Genomic DNA, 22,231 nt, shown 5'->3' on the forward strand with positions numbered 1-22,231 from the left:
CGGAGGGCGCACCGGCGCGCGAAGTCATTGCCACGTGCCTGGTGCGCGTAGCCCCGTGGCCGAATACGTGCATTCCCTCGGGAAGCCAATCGGTTTTACGCCACAGTGCGGACGGCTGGTGACGCGCAAAAACCGGTTGGAGCGACGGAATGCGAGAGCGGTCCTGAGGTTACTGGCAAGTTAATTCAGGTGTGATTTGGATCACATGGCGAGATTTTGCCTCTCGTGACTGCTAGCGTCCTGCGGGCCATGACCTCGTGATCCGGTGTACGGGAAATTCGCGAGTTTGTGCATGGTCAACGGGGGCTGTCAGTGACACGGGGGAATGTCTTGACTGAAGTGTGTCGTCATCAGGTTGCGATCATTGGAATCGCGGCCCGTTTCCCGGATTCCACGGGACCTCAGGAACTCTGGACCCTGTTGCGTGACGGGGCCGACGCCACCCGGCCACGCGCCACCCACCGTCCTTTCGGCCCGGAGCGGGGCGGTTTCGTCGCCGGCGTGGACGAGTTCGATCCGGAATTCTTCGACATCACGCCACGCGAAGCAGCCGCCATGGACCCCCAGCAGAGACTGGCGCTCGAACTGGCCTGGCACGGCCTGGAGGACGCGGGCATCGTCCTCCCGCCCCACGCATCGACCGGAATGGGCGTCTTCCTCGGAGTCATGGCCGCCGACTACGCGGACCTCGTGGCGATGGCGGGCGCACCGGGCATCTCCCGCCACACCCTGACGGGTACGGCGCGCGCGATCGTCGCCAACCGGATCTCCCACCGGCTCCGCCTGGACGGCCCCAGCATCACCGTGGACACCGGTCAGTCGTCCTCGCTCGTCGCCGTCCACCTCGCGTGCGAGAGCCTGCGCAGGGGCGAGAGCCAGGTCGCGCTCGCCGGTGGCATCCACCTCAACGTCTCGCCCCTCAGCAGCGCCGTCGTCGAGGCGGCCGGCGCACTGTCACCGGACGGCAAGTGCCACGTCTTCGACGAGCGGGCCAACGGCTACGTCCGAGGAGAAGGGGGCGGCCTGGTCGTACTCAAGCCACTCGACCGGGCCCTCGCGGACGGCGACCACGTCTACGCGGTCATCGAGGGCAGCGCCACCGCGACGGGCTCCGGCGACGGCGGGCTGACGGTCCCCAGCGCCGACGTGCAAACGCGCACCATCACCGAGGCGCTGCACAACGCCCGGATCGACCCCTCCCAGGTGCAGTACGTCGAACTGCACGGCACGGGCACCCGCGTCGGCGATCCGATCGAGGCCCGGGCACTGGCCTCCGTGTTCGCTTCCTCGCGCCCCCTCGCGAGTCCGCTCGCCGTCGGCTCGATCAAGACCAACATCGGCCACCTGGAGGGTGCCGCGGGCATCGCCGGCCTCATCAAGACGGCCCTCTGCATCAACCGACGAGAACTGGTCCCCAGCCTCAACTTCGAGCACCCCAACCCGCAGATCCCCCTGGACGAGTGGGGACTCCGCGTCGTCACGGACAACGAGCCGTGGCCCACCACGGAGTCCGCCCTCACGGCCGGGGTGACGTCCCTGGGCATCGGCGGCAACTGCTGCCACGTGGTACTCACCGCCGGCCCGTCCGCGGATGCGCCACGTCCCGAGCCACGGGTCACTCCGCCGGTGGTGCCGGTGGTGGTGTCCGGCAAGAGCGCGGACGCGCTGGCGGGGCAGGCGGAGGAGCTGCGGTCGCACCTGCTGAACCGTCCCGAGCTGGACGTCGTGGACGTGGCGTTCTCGGCGGTGGTGTCGCGGGCGCAGTTCGACGAGCGTGCGGTGGTGACCGCTGCGGACCGGGACGGTCTGCTGGCGGGCCTGGCGGCTCTTGCGGCTGGACAGCCTGGTGGGGGTGTCGTGACGGGCCGGCCGGTGTCCGGCAGAACGGGGTTCCTGTTCACCGGGCAGGGGGCGCAGCGGGCGGGGATGGGAGCGGAACTGGCTGCCGCGTATCCGGTGTTCGCCCATGCTCTGGATGAGGTCTGTGCCGAGTTGGATGTGCGGCTGGGGCGTTCGCTGAGGGAGTTGTTGTTCGCGGCGGAGGGTTCGCCGGAGGCGGGGCTGCTGGATCGTACGGAGTTCACGCAGGCGGCGTTGTTCGCCGTTGAGGTGGCGCTGTTCCGGCTGTTGGAGTCGCTGGGCATTCGGCCGGACGTGGTCGTCGGGCACTCGGTGGGCGAGTTGGCGTGTGCTCATGTGGCGGGTGTGCTGTCGCTGGAGGATGCCTGCGCGCTGGTCGGGGCGCGTGGTCGGCTGATGGGTGCGTTGCCTGCTGGTGGTGGCATGGTCGCGGTGCAGGCGACCGAGGCGGAAGTGGTCGTATCGCTGGCCGGGTTCGAGGGTCGTGTGTCGGTGGCTGCGGTGAACGGGCCAAGCGCGGTGGTCGTTTCGGGTGAGCTGGACGCGTTGGAGGAGTGGCTGCCGCAGTGGCAGCAGGTCGGGCGTAAGACGACGCGTCTGAAGGTCAGCCACGCTTTCCACTCGCCGCTCATGGAACCGATGCTGGACGAGTTCCGTGCGGTGGCGGAGGGACTGACGTTCCACGAGCCCCGGATTCCGGTCGTGTCGAACGTGACCGGCGGTCTGGTCTCCAGCGAGCTGACGGACCCGTCATATTGGGTCGCTCATGTGCGGGCAGCGGTCCGCTTCGCCGACGGTGTGCGCACTCTCGCGGACGAGGGCGTGACCCGCTTCGTCGAGGTGGGCCCCGACGCCGTGCTGACCCCGGCCGCCCGTCAGACCCTGGACTCCCTCGACGGCCGAAGCGCGGTGTTCCTGCCCGTGCTGAAGGCTCGTGTCCCGGAGGCGGAGGCGTACGCGGGCTTCCTGGGGCACGCCCATGTCGCCGGTATCGCGGTCAACTGGGCGGATTTCTACGCCGGTTCGGGCGCGCGGCGCGTGGAGTTGCCGACCTACGCCTTCCAGCGCCAGCGGTACTGGCTGTCCGAGAGTGGGGAAGCCGCCGATCCGGTCGCCGTTCGGGCGGAACCGGCGGAGTCGGAAACCACGGGGACCGGGCCCGGGGCCAGTGCGCTGGAGCAGCGGCTGGCCGGTGTGCCCGAGGCCGAGCGTGAGCAGGCCGTGCTCGACCTGGTCCTCGCACAGGTGGCCGCGGTCATCGGCAAGCCGTCCGGGGCGGGAATCGACCCTTCCCGGGTCTTCAAGAACCTTGGTTTCGACTCCCTCGCGGGCGTGGAACTGTGCGACCGGCTGAAGGAGGCCACGGGTCTCCACCTGCCGACCTCGCTGGTCTTCGACCACCCGACCTCCGCCGCGATCGCCCGCTTGCTGCTCGCGGAGGTCGAAGGGTCCGACCGTGCGGCCAAGCCCGGACCGAGGTCACAACGGGCGCACGCCGATGAGCCGTTGGCGATCGTGGGTATGGCGTGCCGTTATCCGGGTGGGGTGGCGTCGCCGGAGGAGTTGTGGCGGTTGGTGGCGGAGGGCCGGGACGCGGTCTCGGGTCTGCCGACCGACCGGGGCTGGGATCTTGAACGCCTGTACGACCCCGACCCCGAGCGAGTCGGCACCATATACATGCGCGGCGGCAGCTTCCTGAACGGCATCGGCGAGTTCGACGCGGGGTTCTTCGGGATCAGCCCTCGTGAGGCGACGGCGATGGACCCGCAGCAGCGGCTGCTGCTGGAGGCCGCGTGGGAGGCGCTGGAGAACGCCGGGATCGACCCGACGTCGCTGCGGGGCACCGACACGGGCGTCTTCGCCGGCGTGATGCCGATGGATTACGGCACTTCACCTGACTTCGGCGGCTCGATGCCCCCGGAGGCCGAGGGTCTCCGGCTGACGGGTACGACGTCGAGTGTGGTGTCGGGCCGCATCGCGTACAGCTTGGGGTTCGAGGGTCCGGCTGTGACGGTGGATACGGCGTGTTCGTCGTCGTTGGTGGCGGTGCACATGGCTACGCAGGCGTTGCGGTCGGGGGAGTGCTCGCTGGCGCTGGTCGGCGGCGTGACGGTGATGGCTGGGCCGTTCCTGTTGCAGGAGTTCAGCCGTCAGCGTGGTCTTGCGCCGGATGGGCGCTGCAAGTCGTATGCGGCGGGTGCGGATGGGACGGGGTTCTCGGACGGGCTCGGCCTGCTGGTGGTCGAACGGCTGTCGGACGCCCGGCGCAACGGTCATCGCGTCCTCGCCGTGATCCGCGGGAGCGCCGTCAACCAGGACGGTGCGAGCAATGGGCTCACGGCGCCGAACGGGCCGTCGCAGGAGCGGGTGATCCGCCAGGCCCTTGCCAACGCTGGTCTGAGTCCTGCTGATGTGGATGCGGTGGAGGGTCACGGGACGGGCACCCGGCTGGGTGACCCGATCGAGGCGCAGGCTCTGCTGGCCACGTACGGTCAGGAGCGGGTGAACGGTCCGCTGCGGCTGGGTTCGATCAAGTCGAACATCGGTCACACGTCTGCTGCGGCGGGCGTGGCGGGTGTGATCAAGATGGTGAAGGCGATGCAGCACGGGGTGCTGCCGCGGACGCTGAACGTGGACGAGCCGTCACCGCACATCGACTGGTCGGCCGGTGATGTCGCCCTGCTCACCGAGCCGCATGAGTGGCCCGTGCGGGTTGAGCGTCCTCGCAGGGCGGGTGTGTCGTCGTTCGGTGTGAGCGGGACGAACGCGCACTTGATCCTGGAGGAGGCCCCGGAGGCGGAGGTGCCGGCCGCCGAGGTGGCCGTGATCCGTCCGCCGGTGGTGCCGGTGGTGGTGTCGGGCAAGAGCGCGGACGCGTTGGCCGGCCAGGCGGAGCGGCTGCGGTCGCATCTGTTGGCTCGCGGTGAGCTGGATGTCGTGGACGTGGCGTTCTCGGCGTTGGCGTCGCGGGCGCAGTTCGACGAGCGGGCTGTGGTGACCGCGAAGGACCTGGACGGTCTGCTGGCAGGACTTGCTGCGGTGGCGGCCCGGCAGCCTGCGGCAGGAGTGCTGTCAGGTCGCCCGGTGTCCGGCAAGACCGGTTTCCTGTTCACCGGACAGGGCGCCCAGCGGGCCGGGATGGGAGCGGAACTCGCCTCTGCGTACCCGGTGTTCGCCCACGCTCTGGATGAGGTCTGTGCCGAGTTGGATGTGCGGCTGGGGCGTTCGCTGAGGGAGTTGTTGTTCGCGGCGGAGGGTTCGCCGGAGGCGGGGCTGCTGGATCGTACGGAGTTCACGCAGGCGGCGTTGTTCGCGGTCGAGGTGGCGCTGTTCCGGCTGTTGGAGTCGCTGGGCATTCGCCCGGACGTACTGGTCGGGCACTCGGTGGGCGAGTTGGCGTGTGCTCATGTGGCGGGTGTGCTGTCGCTGGAGGATGCCTGCGCGCTGGTCGCGGCGCGTGGTCGGTTGATGGGTGCGTTGCCTGCCGGTGGTGGCATGGTCGCGGTGCAGGCGACCGAGGCCGAAGTGGTCGTATCGCTGGCCGGGTTCGAGGGCCGGGTGTCGGTGGCTGCGGTGAACGGGCCGAGCGCGGTGGTCGTTTCGGGTGAGCTGGGCGCTTTGGAGGAGTGGCTGCCGCGGTGGCAGCAGGTCGGCCGTAAGACGACGCGTCTGAAGGTCAGCCACGCTTTCCACTCGCCGCTCATGGAACCGATGCTGGACGAGTTCCGTGCGGTGGCGGAAGGGCTGACGTACAGCGAGCCGCGGATAGCAGTCGTGTCGAACGTGACCGGCAGTCTGGTCTCCAGCGAGCTGACGGACCCGGGTTACTGGGTCTCTCACGTCCGTGAAGCGGTGCGCTTCGCCGACGGTGTCCGTGCGCTCGCGGACGAGGGCGTGACCTGCTTCGTCGAGGTGGGCCCGGACGCCGTGCTCACCGCCCTCGCCCAGCAGACGCTGGACGCCGAGGACGCGGTGTTCGCACCCGTGCTGAAGGCCCGTGTTTCGGAGGCGGAGGCGTTCGCGGCCTTCCTCGGGCGTGCCCATGTCGCGGGGCTCCCGGTCGACTGGGACGCCTTCTACGCCGACACCGGCGCCCAGCGCGTCGAACTGCCCACCTACGCCTTCCAACGCGAGCGTTACTGGCTGTCCCCGAACGCCGGCTCCGCGGACCCTGCCGCCGCGGGTCTCCAGCCGGTCGAGCACCCGATCCTGAGCGCGGCCGTGCCGGTCGGTGACCGGGACGAGTGGGTCTTCACCGGGCGAATATCCGAGGACGGTGCGCCTTGGGTGCGCGACCATGTCGTGTTCGGTGCGGTGCTGCTCCCGGGGACGGCGCTGGTCGAACTGGCCGCTGCGGCCGGGCGCCAGGTGGGCAGCCCGGTGGTCGAGGAGCTGGTGCTCGAGGCGCCGCTGGTCCTGGACGAGGGTACGGCGGTCCGTGTGCAGGTGACCGTGGGCGCGGGCGACGACGAGGGTCGTCGCGAGGTGGCGGTCTACTCCCGCCCCGCAGGCGACGGCGACAGCCTGGAGCAGGTGGTCTGCCACGCCCGTGGCGCCCTCGGGCTCGGGCTCGGGGAAGGCACGGAGGCCGTCGTGGAGTGGCCGGAGCAGTGGCCCCCGGCCGGTGCGCGGCGACTCGCCACTGATGACCTGTACGTCCGGCTCGCCGACCTCGGCTACGCCTACGGACCGGCATTCCAAGGGGTCGAGGCCGCTTGGCGTGACGGGGACGTGGTCTACACGGAGATCGCTCTCCCGGACGAACTCGTCGAGCACGGGCGGGGCTTCGGTATCCACCCGGCCTTGTTCGACGCGGCGCTGCACGGCGGCCTCGAGGGGTTGGCCGGTGGGGACGAGGCGGTCACCCAGCTCCCCTTCTCCTGGTCCGGCGTCCGGCTCACGGCGTCCGGTGGCTCCCGCGTCCGGGTCCGCATCACGCCGGTGGACGCCGGCGCTCTGCGCATCGACCTCGTGGACGATCACGGTGCAGCAGTCGGCGGCGTGGAACGGCTGGCCTTCCGTCCCGCCGAGCGGGCGAAGCTGCGCGGCCGACGCTCGCCGGCGCACGACTCGCTGTTCCAGATCGAATGGAGCGCCGTCACCGGCACCCTGGACCCGGGCGGGCACCGCATCGTGGCCCTCGGGGACCTCCCGCTCGCCGTACCGCGGTTCGCCTCCCTCGACGCGCTGGAGCACGCCGTGGCCGGCGGTGCCGCGGTACCCGATGCCGTCGTCGTCCAGGTCCACGGTGCGGAGACCGCCGACACCTGCTCGGCCGCCCGCACCGTGGTCGCTGACACGCTGGCCCTGGTCCAGCGCTGGCTGGCGAGCACCTGGCTGGAGGACTCGCGCCTGGTGATCGTGACGCGCGGCGGTGTCGCGGTCGGCGACGACGCTCCCGAACCGGCTCTGGCACCGGTGTGGGGTCTGGTGCGCTGCGCCCAGTCCGAACACCCGGAACGCTTCATCCTCGTGGACGTCGACGACACCGTCGGCGAGGCCGAGTGGAGTGCCGTTCTGTCCTCCGGGGAGAGTGAGGTGGCGGTCCGTGGGGGGCGGGTCCTCGTGCCACGTCTCGTGCGCGGCCGGCAGACCGCGGCCCTCCCCGAGGGTGCGTGGCGGCTGTCGATCGAACGGCCCGGGTCGCTCGACGGTTTGGAGATCGTCCCCTCGGCCGCCGACCGCGCCCTGTTGCCGGGCGAGGTGCGGATCGGGGTACGGGCCGCGGGCCTGAACTTCCGGGACGTGCTGATCGCGCTGGGGACGTACCCCGGTGAGGCGCCGCTGGGCAGTGAGGCCGCCGGCGTCGTCCTGGAGGTCGGGGACGAGACGTACGGCCTGCGTCCGGGCGACCGGGTGATGGGCCTGGTGCCCGACGGCTTCGGCTCGGTCGCCATCACGGACAGCCGGATGGTCGTGCCGATGCCCGGACACTGGTCGTTCACCGAAGCGGCGTCGGTGCCCCTGGTGTTCCTCACGGCCTACTACGGCCTGGTGGACCTGGCCGGACTGCGGCGCGGCGAGCGGCTGCTCGTGCACGCGGCCGCCGGCGGCGTGGGCATGGCGGCCGTACAACTGGCCCGGCACTGGGGCGTGGAGGTGCTCGCCACGGCGAGCGAGCCGAAGTGGGACGCAGTGCGTGCGCTGGGTGTCGCCGGGGAGCGGATCGGATCGTCGCGCGACCTGTCGTTCCGGGAGAAGTTCCTCGACGTCACCGGCGGGGCTGGGGTGGACGTCGTACTGAACGCCCTGGCCGGGGAGTTCATCGACGCGTCGCTGGACCTGCTGCCGCGCGGCGGCCGGTTCGTCGAGATGGGCAAGGCCGACCTGCGCGACGCGCAGCAGGTGGCCCAGGACCGCCCAGGTGTCCACTACCGGTCCTACGACCTGTTCGAGGCGGGGCCGGACCGTATCCAGGAGATGCTGTCCGAGATCGTGTCGCTGTTCGAGCAGGGGGTGCTGGAGCACGCGCCGGTCCGCACCTGGGACGTGCGCCGGGGCGCGGAGGCGTTCCGGTTCCTGCGCGAGGGCCGCAACACCGGCAAGGTCGTCCTGACCGTCCCGGCACCGTTGGACCAGGACGGCACCGTCCTGATCACCGGAGGCACCGGCGGCCTGGGCGCGGTGTTCGCCGAACACCTGGTCCGGCGATACGGCGTCAAGCACCTGCTGCTGGTCAGCCGACGCGGCCCCGCCGCCGACGGCGCGGGCGAACTGCTCGCCCGACTGGGCGCGTTGGGCGCGAAGGTCCGGGTGGAGTCCTGTGACGTCGCCGACCGCGACCAGCTCGGTCAGCTGATCCGTACGCTGGAACAGCCGCTGACCGTCGTCGTCCACACGGCCGGCGTGCTGGACGACGGGGTGATCGAGTCCCTGACCCCCGAGCAGATCGAGCGGGTGATGCGGCCGAAGCTCGACGCCGCCCTCCACCTGCACGAACTGACCGCGGACATGGAACTGTCGGCCTTCGTCCTGTTCTCCTCGGTCGCCGCACTGATCGGCAGCCCCGGCCAGGCGAACTACGCGGCAGCCAACGCCACCCTCGACGCACTCGCCGCGCAGCGCCGGGCCATGGGCCTGCCGGGCACCTCACTGGCCTGGGGCCTGTGGTCCGAGGCCCGCAGCATGGGCGGCACGCTCGACGAAGGAAGCCGGGCCCGGTGGGCCCGGATGGGCATCGAGCCCCTGTCCAACGACTTGGGCGTGGAGCTGTACGACGCCGCGCAGCTGCTGGACATGGCAGTCCAGGTCCCCGTACGGCTGAACTCGGCTGCCCTGCGCGACTCTTCACGCGCCGGAACACTGCCTGCGCTGCTGCGCGGCCTCGTCCGCGAACCCGCCCGGCAGCGCACCGAGCCGACCGGCGGCGGCACACTGGCGGAGCAACTCGTAAGGGTCCCCGAGGCCGACCGGACGCAAGTCGTCCGCGAACTGGTCCGGACGCACGTCGCGGCCGTGCTCGGCCATGCGGCGGCGTCCATGATCGACACTGACAGCTCCTTCAAGGAACTGGGGCTGGACTCACTGGCCGCGGTGGAACTGCGCAACCGGCTCACCAAGGCGACCGGTCTGCGACTGCCCACCACCCTGGTCTTCGACCACCCGACCCCGGCCGCCGTAGCCGGACTCCTCCACGACCGGGTCGGCGGCCGCCAGGACGACCGCCCCTCCCCGATGGACGAGGCACTCAGGCAGATGGAAGCGCTGCTCGCCTCCGGTGACGAGAGCGAACTCGCCGCGTTCGAGCTGCGTCTGCGCTCCCTGGGCAACCGTCTCCGGTCGGTCCTCGGCGCCATGGGCGGCACGGGCGGCGGCCGCGACGACACGCTGGTCGAAGACGTCGACGACCTCGAAGGGGTCTCCGACGACGAGATATTCGAGTTGATCGACAAAGAGATCGGATTGGCATGAACCAGGCCGCGGGGGACCGTACGGGGAGCGGCTCGAGCACGGACGAGCAGAAGCTCCGACTGTATCTACGGAAGGTGACTGGCGAACTGCGCACGGCCAACCGGCGGATTCGCGACCTGGAGCAGCGCGACGTCGAGCCGTTGGCGATTGTGGGTATGGCGTGCCGTTATCCGGGTGGGGTGACGTCCCCGGAGGAGTTGTGGCGGCTGGTGGCGGAGGGCCGGGACGCGGTCTCGGGTCTGCCGACCGACCGGGGCTGGGACCTGGAACGCCTTTACGATCCCGACCCGGATCATGCCGGGACGGTGACCACGCGTGGTGGCGGTTTCCTGGAGGACGCCGGTCACTTCGACGCGGGGTTCTTCGGGATCAGTCCGCGTGAGGCGACGGCGATGGACCCGCAGCAGCGGCTGCTGCTGGAGGCCGCGTGGGAGGCGTTGGAGGACGCCGGCATCGACCCGGTGTCGCTGCGGGGCAGCGACACGGGCGTCTTCGCCGGTGTCGTCCCCATGGACTACAGCTTGACGATGCCGCCCGAGCTGGAAGGCTTCCGGCTGACGGGTACGACGTCGAGTGTCGTCTCGGGGCGCATCGCGTACAGCTTGGGGTTCGAGGGTCCGGCTGTGACGGTGGATACGGCGTGTTCGTCGTCGTTGGTGGCGGTGCACATGGCTGCGCAGGCGTTGCGGTCGGGGGAGTGCTCGCTGGCGCTGGTGGGTGGTGTGACGGTGATGGCGGGGCCGTTCCTGTTGCAGGAGTTCAGCCGTCAGCGTGGTCTTGCGCCGGATGGGCGCTGCAAGTCGTATGCGGCGGGTGCGGATGGGACGGGGTTCTCGGACGGGCTCGGCCTGCTGGTGGTCGAACGGCTGTCGGACGCCCGGCGCAACGGCCATCGCGTCCTCGCCGTGATCCGCGGGAGCGCCGTCAACCAGGACGGTGCGAGCAATGGGCTCACGGCGCCGAACGGGCCGTCGCAGGAGCGGGTGATCCGCCAGGCCCTTGCCAACGCTGGTCTGAGTCCTGCCGATGTGGATGCGGTGGAGGGTCACGGGACGGGCACCCGGCTGGGCGACCCGATCGAGGCGCAGGCTCTGCTGGCCACGTACGGTCAGGAGCGGGTGAACGGTCCGCTGCGGCTGGGCTCGATCAAGTCGAACATCGGCCACACGTCGGCTGCGGCGGGCGTGGCGGGTGTGATCAAGATGGTGAAGGCGATGCAGCACGGGGTGCTGCCGCGGACGCTGAACGTGGACGAGCCGTCACCGCACATCGACTGGTCGGCCGGTGACGTCGCCCTGCTCACCGAGCCGCATGAGTGGCCCGTGCGGGTTGAGCGTCCTCGCAGGGCGGGCGTGTCGTCGTTCGGTGTGAGCGGGACGAACGCGCACTTGATCCTGGAGGAGGCGCCGGCGGTCGAGGTGCCGGCCGCTGAGACGGTCGTGGTGCGGCGTCCGCCGGTGGTGCCGGTGGTGGTGTCGGGCAAGAGCGCGGACGCGTTGGCGGGGCAGGCGGAGGGACTGCGGTCGCACCTGCTGTCTCGGGGCGAACTCGATGTCCGGGACGTGGCGTTCTCGGCGGTGACGTCGCGGGCGCAGTTCGATGAGCGTGCGGTGGTGATCGCCGCCGACCGGGACGGACTGCTGGCGGGTCTGGCGGCGCTCGCGGGTCGGCAGCCTGGTGCGGGTGTCGTCACGGGTCGGCCGGTGTCAGGCAAGACCGGTTTCCTGTTCACCGGGCAGGGTGCGCAGCGGGCGGGGATGGGTGGGGAACTGGCTTCTGTGTATCCGGTGTTCGCAGACGCCCTTGACTTGGTCTGCACCGAGTTGGATGCGCCGCTCGGCCGTTCGCTGAGGGAGTTGTTGTTCGCGGCGGAGGGTTCGCCGGAGGCGGGGCTGCTGGATCGTACGGAGTTCACGCAGGCGGCGTTGTTCGCCGTCGAGGTGGCGCTGTTCCGGCTGTTGGAGTCCCTCGGAGTGCGCCCGGACGTATTGGTCGGGCACTCGGTGGGCGAGTTGGCGTGTGCTCATGTGGCGGGTGTGCTGTCCCTGGAGGACGCGTGCACGCTGGTCGCGGCGCGTGGTCGGCTGATGGGCGCGTTGCCCGCTGGTGGTGGCATGGTCGCGGTCCAGGCGACTGAGACTGAAGTGATCGAGTCGCTGGTCGGCTTCGAAGGTCGTTTGTCGGTTGCCGCGGTGAACGGGCCGACGGCCGTCGTAGTCTCCGGTGAACTGGGCGCGTTGGAGGAGTGGCTGCCGCGGTGGCAGCAGGCCGGCCGCAAGACGACACGTCTGAAGGTCAGCCACGCTTTCCACTCACCGCTCATGGAACCGATGCTGGACGAGTTCCGTGCGGTGGCGGAAGGACTCACGTATAGCGAGCCGCAGATAGCGGTCGTGTCGAACGTGACCGGCACGCTGGTGTCCAGCGAGCTGACGGACCCGGGCTACTGGGTTTCCCACGTCCGTGAGGCGGTCCGTTTCGCCGACGGCGTGCGTGCGCTCGCGGAAGAGGGTGTGACCCGGTTCGTCGAGGTGGGCCCGGACACCGTGCTCACCGCCCTCGCCCAGCAAACCCTGGACGCCGAGGACGCGGTGTTCGCACCCGTGCTAAAGGGTCGTGTTCCGGAGGCGGAGGCGTTCGCGGTCTTCCTCGGGCGTGCCCATGTCGCCGGGCTCCCGGTCGACTGGGACGCTTTCTACGACGGTTCGGGCGCGCAGCGCGTCGAACTGCCCACCTACGCCTTCCAACGCGAGCGTTACTGGCTGCCGTCGAACGCCGGCTCCACCGACCTGACCGCCGCGGGCCTTCAGCCGGTCGAGCACCCCATCCTCAGTGCTGCCGCACCCGTGGGCGACCGGGACGAGTGGCTGTTCACCGGACGTATCTCGCTCAACAGCGCACCCTGGGTCCGGGACCACGCCGTCCTCGGTACGGTGCTGCTCCCGGGAACGGCGCTGGTCGAGCTCGCGGTTGTCGCCGGACGCCAGGTGGGCAGCCCGGTGGTCGAGGAGCTGGTGCTCGAAGCGCCGCTGGTCCTGGACGTGGACACCTCGGCGCACCTCCAGGTCAAGCTGGGGGAGGTCGACGAGGACGGGCGACGGGAGGTCGCGGTCTACTCGCGCCCGCAGGGCGAGGGTGACGCCGTGCAGCAGGCGGTCTGCCATGGCCGCGGCACCCTCGGTGCCGCGGAGGCGGAGGTGCTCCCCGACTGGCCGGCCCAGTGGCCCCCGGCCGGGGCGGAGCCCGTCGCCGTGGACGAGGTCTACTCCCGCTTCGCCGACCTGGGCTTCGACTACGGACCGGCCTTCCAGGGCGTTCGTGCCGCCTGGCGAGACGGGGACAGCGTCTGGTCCGAGGTGGTGCTGCGCGAGGAAGAGGCCGATGCGGCAGAGGAGTTCGTCATTCACCCGGCGCTGCTCGACGCGTCCCTGCACGGCGGCCTGGACTGGCTGGACGCGGGCGACGGCTCGGCGCGGCTCCCGTTCTCCTGGTCGGGCGTCCACGTGGGAGGACGGGCCACGGGGTGCGTCCGGGTGCGGATCCGCTCGGTCGGTGACGCCGCCCTGCGGATCGACATCGCCTCCGAGGCAGGTGAACACATAGCAAAAGTAAGGGAGTTGGCGTTCCGTTCCGTCGAGCCGGGGCAGCTGGAGGCCGCCCGGCGTGACCAGGGCGACGCTCTCTTCCGGATCGACTGGGTGCCCGTCACGCCGGTCGGCCGGGACGGCGGGCATTCCGCGCGAGTCGTCACCCTCGGGGCGGCGTACGGCACCGAACTCGACCAACTGGAGCGGTCGGTGGCCGGCGGAACAGCAGTGCCGGACCTCGTGGTCGTACGGCTCGACACGCCGGCGGGGCCGACCGTTGCCGCAGCCCATGCCGTCGCCCGGGACACGCTCGCACTGGTGCAGAAGTGGCTGGCGTCCGAGCCGTTGGCGGCCGGCCGGCTCGTGGTGGTCACCCGCCGTGCGGTCGCGGTCGGTGACGAGGACGCGGAGCCGGTGGTGGCGCCGGTGTGGGGCCTGCTGCGCAGTGCGCAGTCCGAGCACCCGGACCGGTTCCTGCTGCTCGACCTCGACGCCGGTGAACAGCCGGACTGGAGCGCGCTCGCCGGACTGGACGAGCCCCAGCTCGCGGTCCGTGCGGGACGGGTGCTCGCGCCACGCCTGGTCCGGGCCGGTGCTCCGGACGCGGACGGTCGGCCACTCGCGTCCGGCGGAGCGGAGTGCCCGTGGAATCCCGACGGAACGGTCGTCATCACCGGCGGTACGGGTGGTCTCGGCGCGGTGCTCGCCGAGCACGTCGTCAAGCAGTACGGCGCTCGGCACCTCACCCTGGTCAGTCGGCGCGGCCCGGCGGCCGAAGGCGCCGCCGAACTGGCGGCCAGGCTGGAGTCGTTGGGTGCGCAGGTACGGATCGAGGCGTGCGACGTCGCCGATCGCGAGCAGCTCGCGCAGCTCCTCGGCTCGCTGGAGCAGCCATTGACAGCGGTCGTGCACGCCGCCGGCGTCCTGGACGACGGAGTGGTCGCGTCGATGACACCGGGGCAGTTGAAGCGGGTGATGCGGCCGAAGATAGACGCGGCCGTGCACCTGCACGAGCTGACCGCGGACACGGAGCTGTCGGCGTTCGTGCTCTTCTCGTCGATCACCGCCCTGATCGGTACGCCCGGGCAGGCGAACTACGCTGCGGCCAACGCATTCTTGGACGCCCTCGCCGCCACGCGCCGCACCCACGGGCTGCCCGCGGTCTCCCTTGCCTGGGGCCTGTGGGCCGAGTCGGCCGGCATGGGCGGTGAGCTCAGCGACACCGGTCGCGCGCGGCTGGCCCGGACCGGCGTGCGACCGCTGCCCACCGGCCTCGGTCTGGAACTCTTCGACAGGTCGGCGCAGTTCGACGCGGCCCTGCTCGCTCCGGTGCTGCTCGACCTCGGTGCGCTGAGGGCGGGGGCGCGCGCGGGTACGCTGCCGACGCTGCTGCGCGCGCTGGCTCCCGTGCCGCCGCGACGCAGCGGGGTCACGGGCGTTCCGCTCGCCCAGCGGTTCTCCGGTATTCCGGCGGCCGACCGGGAACGGACCGTGCTCGAACTCGTGCAACAGCAGGTCGCGGCGGTGCTGGGGCACTCCTCGCCCGGCAGCATCAGTCCGACGCGTGCGTTCAAGGACCTCGGTTTCGACTCCCTCTCCGCGGTCGACTTGCGCAACCGGCTGATCCAGGCCAGCGGGGTGCGGCTCGCGCCGACCATGGTCTTCGACCACCCGACGGCTGCGGCGGTCACCGAACTGCTGCTGTCCGAACTGGACGGTGACACGGGCGGGGAGTCGTCCGTCGACCAGCAGCTCGACGCGTTCGAGGCGCTGGTCAGCGGCTTGGAGGACGCCGAGAAGGCACACGTGGCCGGGCGGCTGAGGCTGCTGCTCGGCACCATCACCGACCACGGTCCGGGGCGCACCGGTGACCGCATCGAGGCGGCCAACACCATGGACGAGGTCCTGGAGCTCCTCGACGCCGAGTTCGGCGACGCCTGACACCTTCCCGTCACCAGCACCAGCACCAGCACTAGCACTAGCACTAGCACCAGCACTACCACCAACGGCACTACCACTGGCACCACCCACGAGCACGAACCGCAGCAGCGCGCGCGCCGAGCGTCACCGTCGATGCCCGGCGCCCCCTGCACGAGGTGCGGGTCCCGGCGTACAGCGCACGGCCGCCGGCGCACGACAGTCCACGCACCATGCCCGACCGCGACGCCCAATGCCCACCGCCAGACGCCCGACGCACGGTGGACCGAACAGGACACACGGGGGATGCACTGAAGTGAACGACGTCCAGCAGCAGGAGAAGCTCGTCCGCTACGTCAAGCGACTGGCCACCGATCTCGACGCCACCCGGGCACGGCTCAAGGAGTACGAGGACCGCGCGCACGAGCCACTGGCCGTCGTCGGGATGAGCTGCCGCTACCCGGGCGGAGTCACCTCGCCGGAGGAGCTGTGGCAGCTCGTCGCGGAGGGCCGCATCGGCACCGCGGACGAGTTCCCGGCGGACCGCGGCTGGGACGTCGAGAACCTCTACCACCCGGACCCTGACCACCCCGGCACGTCCTACACCCGCGGCGGCGGATTCCTGGACGCGGCCGCCGACTTCGACGCGGACTTCTTCGAGATCAGCCCGCGCGAGGCCCTGGTCATGGACCCGCAGCAGCGGCTGCTGCTGGAGTCGGCCTGGGAGGCGTTCGAGGACGCCGGTATGGACATCACCCGTCTGCGCGGCAGCGACACCGGGGTGTTCTGCGGGGTCATGTACTCCGACTACGGGTTCGTCGCCGGAACCAGCGACCGGCGGCCCGAGGTCGAGGGCTACCTGTCGATCGCGTCGGCCGGCAGCGTCGCCTCCGGGCGGGTCAGTTACACCTTCGGCTTCACCGGCCCCGCGGTCACCGTGGACACGGCCTGCTCGTCCTCGCTCGTGGCGGTGCACCTGGCCGCCCAGGCGCTGCGCGCACGCGAGTGCTCGCTCGCGCTGGTCGGAGGCGTGACGGTACTGGCGCGCCCCAACGTGTTCGTCGAATTCAGCCGGCAGCGCGGAGTCTCACCGGACGGCCGCTGCAAGGCGTACGCGGCCGCCGCGGACGGCGTCGGCTGGGCCGAGGGCGCCGGGCTGCTGGTACTGGAGCGGCTGTCCGACGCCCGCCGCAACGGCCACCAGGTGCTGGCCGTCCTGCGGGGCAGCGCCGTCAACCAGGACGGCGCCAGCAACGGCCTGACGGCCCCCAACGGCCCCTCGCAGGAACGGGTGATCCGGCAGGCGCTCGCGGACGCGGGCCTCCGTCCCGCGGACGTCGACGCGGTCGAGGGCCACGGCACCGGAACCCCGCTCGGCGACCCGATCGAGGCCAAGGCGCTGCTGGCGACGTACGGGCGCGAACGTGAGAACGGCCCGCTGCGGCTGGGCTCGGTCAAGTCCAACATCGGTCACACCCAGGCCGCCGCCGGCGTGGCCGGCGTGATCAAGATGATCATGGCCCTGCGCAACGGGACGCTGCCGCGCACCCTCCACGTCGACGCCCCGTCGCCCAACGTCGACTGGACGGCCGGCGAGGTCAGTCTGCTGACCGAGGCGCAGCCCTGGCCGTCCGGGGAGCGGCCGCGCCGCGCGGGCGTGTCCTCCTTCGGCGTCGGCGGCACCAACGCACACGTCATCCTCGAGGAGGCGCCCGCCGAGCAGGCGCAGCCCGCCGGACAGGCGGCCGCGCCCCTCGGCAACGCGGAGGCGTCCACCGAGACGCCCGACGCCGGCGGCGCGCCCCCGCAGGCCGTCCCGGTGCTGCTGTCCGCGCGCAGCGACGCGGCGCTCCGGGCGCAGGCGGACCGGCTGCGCGCGTTGATGATCGCCCGGCCGGGGCTGTCGGTCCTCGACCTCGGCCTGTCGTCGTCGACCCTGCGGGCCCACCTGGACCGGCGGGCGGCCGTGGTGGCCACCGACCGCGGCGCCCTGCTGTCCGGACTCAAGGCGCTCTCCGCCGCCGAACCCGCCGCGCACGTCCTGGAAGGCCGCGTCACCGGGAACCGGGCCGTGTTCGTCTTCCCCGGCCAGGGCGCCCAGTGGGAGCGGATGGCGGTGGACCTGCTGGACTCCTCGCCGGTCTTCGCCACCGAACTGGCCGCCTGCGGCAAGGCACTTGCCGCGTACGTCGACTGGCAGCTGGAGGACGTACTGCGCGGGACGCCCGGCGCGCCCACACTGGAGCGCGTCGACGTCGTGCAGCCCGCGCTGTTCGCCGTGATGGTGTCACTGGCGGCGCTGTGGCAGTCGTACGGCGTGGTGCCGGAGGCGGTGCTCGGGCACTCCCAGGGGGAGATCGCCGCCGCCTGCGTGGCCGGGGCCCTGTCCCTGGACGACGCCGCCCGGGTCGTCGCGCTGCGCAGCCGCGCCATCCGGGAACACCTCGCGGGCAAGGGCGGCATGGCGTCCGTGGCGCTGCCGGTGGACCGGGTCGAGGAACTCATCGAGCCGTACGGCGGCCGGGTCTCGGTCGCGGCGGTCAACGGCCCGGCGGCCGTGGTCGTCTCCGGTGCGCCGGAGGCCCTGGACGAACTGGCCGCCGACTGCGGGCGAGCGGAGATCCGCTTCCACCGCGTGTCGGTGGACTACGCCTCGCACTCGGCGCAGGTCGAGGAGATCGAGGCCGAGCTGCTCGACGTGCTCGGACCCATCACGCCCCGAACCGGCCGGATCCCGTTCTACTCCACCCTGCGGGACCGGTTCGTGGACACCACCGAACTCGACGCGTCCTACTGGTACCAGAACCTGCGCGGCCAGGTCCGTTTCGAGTCGGGCGTGCGCGCACTGATCGACAACGGCATGAACTGCTTCATCGAGGTGTCGCCGCACCCGGTGCTGAAGGTTCCGGTGGAGGAGGCCGTCCAGGCGCTGGACGCCGGGGACCGTGCCACCGTGCTCGGCTCGCTGCGCCGCGGGGAGGGCGGCTTCGAACGCTTCGCCACGTCACTGGCCGAGGCACACACCCTCGGCACGGCCGTCGACTGGGCCCGCTTCTACGCCGACAGCGGCGCCCGCCACGTTCCGCTGCCCACGTACGCCTTCCAGCGCGAGCGGTACTGGATGATGCCGGGCTCGGTCGGCGACCCGGCGGCCGCCGGGCTGGCCCGCTTCGAACACCCCCTGCTCACCGCCTCGGTAAGGGTCGGGGACCGGGACGAGTGGCTCTTCACCGGACGCGTGTCCCAGGACGCCCAACCGTGGACACAGGATCACGCCGTCCTCGGCACCGTGCTCCTGCCCGGCGCCGCCCTCGTCGAACTGGCCCTGACCGTCGGGGCCGACGTCGGGTGCCCGGTCGTGGAGGAGCTGGTGCTCCAGGCACCGCTCGTCCTCGCCGAGGACGCCGCCCGGCAGCTGCAGGTGACGGTCGGTGCGCCGGACGAGGACGGTCGCCGGGAGATCGCGGTGTATTCCCGACCCGAGGCGGCGGAGACGGCCGAGACGGCGGTCTGTCACGCGCGGGGCTGGCTCGGCACCGACGCGGAGCCGGCGCGCCCGTTCGGCACCCAGTGGCCTCCGTCCGGCGCCCAGGCCATTGGCGTCGATGCGTTGTATCCGCGGTTGGCTGCGGCGGGTTATGAGTACGGGCCGGTGTTCCAGGGGTTGCGGTCGGCGTGGCGTGCGGGTGAGGACGTGTATGCGGAGGTGGAGCTCGCCGAGGGGGTGACGGGTGCGGGCTTCGGTGTGCATCCGGCTCTGTTCGACGCGGTGTTGCATGCGGCGTTGGTGGAGCGGGATGCGGGTGCGGGTGTGGAGTTGCCGTTCGCGTGGTCGGGTGTGCGGTTGGGCCATGGTGGTGCGGGGTCGCGGGTGCGGGTGCGTATCGGGCGGTCCGGTGGGTCTGCGATGCGGGTGGATGTCGTGGACGGGCGTGGTGTGCCGGTGGTGGCGGTGGAGTCGCTGTCGGTGCGGCCGGTGGATCAGGCGCAGTTGGCCGGTGCGGTGCAGGGTGGTGGGCACAATGCGTTGTTCGGGCTGGAGTGGGTGCCGGTGACGGACGTGTCGGCGGTGGATTCGTCCGTGCCGTCGGCGGTGTCGGTGGCGGTGCTGGGCGGTCTGTTGCCGGCGGCTGGTGAGCGTTACCCGGACCTCGCGGCCCTCGAGCGCGCGGTGACCGAAGGTGCCGCCGCCCCGGACGTCGTCCTGGTGGGTGTCGAGCCGGACCGGACGACCGACGTCGCGTCGGCCGCCCGCGCGGCCACCGCGAGCACGCTGGAATTGGTGCAGCGGTGGCTGGCCGGTGAGGTGCTGCGGGAGTCCCGCCTCGTCGTGGTGACCCGTAACGCGGTCGCCGTGGGTGAGCAGGCGCCGGACCTGGCGCAGGCTCCGATCTGGGGGTTGGTGCGCAGCGCCCAGTCCGAGCACCCGGGCCGGTTCACGCTCGTCGATGTCGATGTCGATGTCGATGCCGATGTCGATGTCGATGGCGCTGGCGATGGCGACGGTGACCGTCACGGTGACCGGGACTGGGCCGCGCTCTCCGCGCTCGGTGCCGAGGAGCCGCAGATCGCGGTCCGCGGCGGCACCCTGTTGGTCCCCCGGCTGGCGCGGACGGAGACGGCCCCGGTCGACGGCGCCTGGCACCTCGGAAGCAAGCGGCGGGGATCGCTGGAGGACCTCGCGATCCTGCCCTCGAACGCCGACCGGCCGCTCGGTGTCCACGAGGTCCGGATCGGCATCCGGGCCGCGGGCCTGAACTTCCGGGACGTGCTGATCGCCCTGGGGACGTACCCCGGTGAGGCGCCGCTGGGCAGTGAGGCCGCCGGCGTCGTCCTCGAGGTCGGTGCCGAAGTGACCGACCTCGCGCCCGGCGACAGGGTGTTCGGCCTCGTGCTGGAGGCCTTCGGACCGGTGGCCGTCGCCGACCGGCGCACCATCGTCCCGATGCCGGACAGCTTCTCGTTCGTCCAGGCGGCGGCCCTGCCCGTGGTCTACCTGACCGCCTACTACGGCCTGGTGGACCTGGCCGGACTGCGGCGCGGTGAACGGCTCCTGGTGCACGCGGCCGCCGGCGGCGTGGGCATGGCCGCGGTGCAACTGGCCCGGCACTGGGGCGTGGAGGTGCTCGCCACGGCGAGCGAGCCGAAGTGGGACGCGGTGCGTGCGCTGGGTGTCGCCGGGGAGCGGATCGGATCGTCGCGCGACCTGTCGTTCCGGGAGAAGTTCCTCGACGTCACCGACGGGGCGGGGGTGGATGTCGTACTGAACGCCCTGGCCGGGGAGTTCATCGACGCGTCGCTGGACCTGTTGCCGCGCGGCGGCCGGTTCGTCGAGATGGGCAAGGCCGACCTGCGCGACCCGGACATCGTCGCCGCCGACCACCAGGGGGTGCGTTACCGGTCCTACGACCTCGTCGAGGCGGGCCCGGACCGTATCCAGGAGATGCTGTCCGAGATCGTGTCGCTGTTCGAGCAGGGGGTGCTGGAGCACGCGCCGGTCCGCACCTGGGACGTGCGCCGCGGCGCGGAGGCGTTCCGGTTCCTGCGCGAGGGCCGCAACACCGGCAAGGTCGTCCTGACCGTGCCCGCACCGTTGGACCAGGACGGCACCGTCCTGATCACCGGAGGCACCGGCGGCCTCGGCGCACTCTTCGCCAAACACCTCGCCCGGCGGTACGGCGTCAAGCACCTGCTGCTGGTCAGCCGGCGCGGGCCCGCCGCCGACGGCGTCCCCGAACTCCTCGCCGAACTCGCCGAACTCGGCGCCGAGGCACGCGCGGCGGCGTGTGACGTCTCCGACCGCGACCAACTCGGACGGCTGCTCGACCAACTGGAACACCCGCTGCGCGCGGTGATCCACTCGGCCGGTGTGCTCGACGACGGCGTGGTCGAGTCACTCACCCCGGAACAGGTCGAGCGGGTGATGCGGCCCAAGGTCGACGCCGCCCTCCACCTGCACGAACTGACCGCGGACATGGACCTGTCGGCGTTCGTCCTCTTCTCCTCCCTCGCGGCACTGATCGGCAGCCCCGGCCAGGCGAACTACGCGGCAGCCAACGCCACCCTCGACGCACTCGCCGCCGTCCGGCGCGCCCAGGGGCTGCCCGCCGGCTCACTGGCGTGGGGCCTGTGGGGTGACGCCACCGGCATGACCGGCGAACTCGGCGAAGCCGGACTCGCCCGCCTCGAACGCATGGGCGTCGCCGCACTCCCCAACGAGCTGGGCCTCCAGCTCTTCGACGCCGCCCAATGGCACGGCGAGGCCCTCCTCGTCCCCGCACGCCTCGACCAGGCGGCGCTGCGCGCACAGGCGCAAGCGGGCCGGCTGCCCGCGCTGCTGCGAGGACTCGTCCGGGCACCGGCACGGCGCACGGAGACCGTCGGCGGCTCCCTCGCCGACCGGCTGGCCGCCGTCGAACCCTCGGAGTGGGAGGGCGTGACCCTGGACCTGGTACGCGCCCAGGTGGCCTCCGTGCTCGGGCACGCCTCGGCCGAGGCCGTCGACCCCGACCGCGCCTTCAAGGAGCTGGGCTTCGACTCGCTCGCCGCGGTCGAGCTGCGCAACCGGCTCACGTCGGCCACCGGCTTGCGGCTGCCGACCACCCTCGTCTTCGACCACCCGAACCCGCTCGCGGTGGCCCGCTACCTGATCCCCGCCGCCCTGCCCGACTCGGCACCGGCCGACACCGGACGGCGCTCGGAGGAAGAGGAGATCCGCGACCTGCTCGTCACCATCCCGATCGGCCGCCTGCGCCAGTCCGGGCTGCTCGACGCACTGCTCGACCTGGCCAACGGCGAACCCGCCGACACCCGGTCCGACGACGCGGACGGCGACGCCGTGTCGATCGACGAGATGGACGTCGCGGCACTGATCCGGATGACCCAGGACGACGTGGAATGACAGACGCTCCACCCACGCCCGAGAAGAAGTCAGTTGCGAACACGGCCGCGGGAAC

General features: G+C 71.6%; 3 protein-coding genes. All 3 read left to right on the forward strand.

The window, feature by feature from the left end; all coding sequences use genetic code 11:
• The first annotated feature begins 339 nt into the window (after nt 1-339).
• Nucleotides 340-9,771 (forward strand): type I polyketide synthase, encoded by a 9,432-nt coding sequence (locus tag E4U91_RS33625; protein WP_241678923.1) that lies wholly within the window; start codon nt 340-342, stop codon nt 9,769-9,771.
• Complete coding sequence (locus E4U91_RS33630; RefSeq protein ID WP_137310311.1) at nt 9,768-15,299, forward strand: type I polyketide synthase; 5,532 nt, start codon at nt 9,768-9,770, stop codon at nt 15,297-15,299. Before E4U91_RS33625 ends, E4U91_RS33630 begins: the two co-directional genes overlap by 4 nt.
• Nucleotides 15,300-15,591: 292 nt before the next feature.
• Nucleotides 15,592-22,176, forward strand: coding sequence for a type I polyketide synthase (locus E4U91_RS39300; protein WP_241678773.1), 6,585 nt, complete (start codon nt 15,592-15,594; stop codon nt 22,174-22,176).
• The last annotated feature ends 55 nt before the right edge of the window (nt 22,177-22,231 follow it).

Source organism: Streptomyces lasalocidi (assembly GCF_005280215.1).
GTDB classification, from domain to species: domain Bacteria; phylum Actinomycetota; class Actinomycetes; order Streptomycetales; family Streptomycetaceae; genus Streptomyces; species Streptomyces longwoodensis.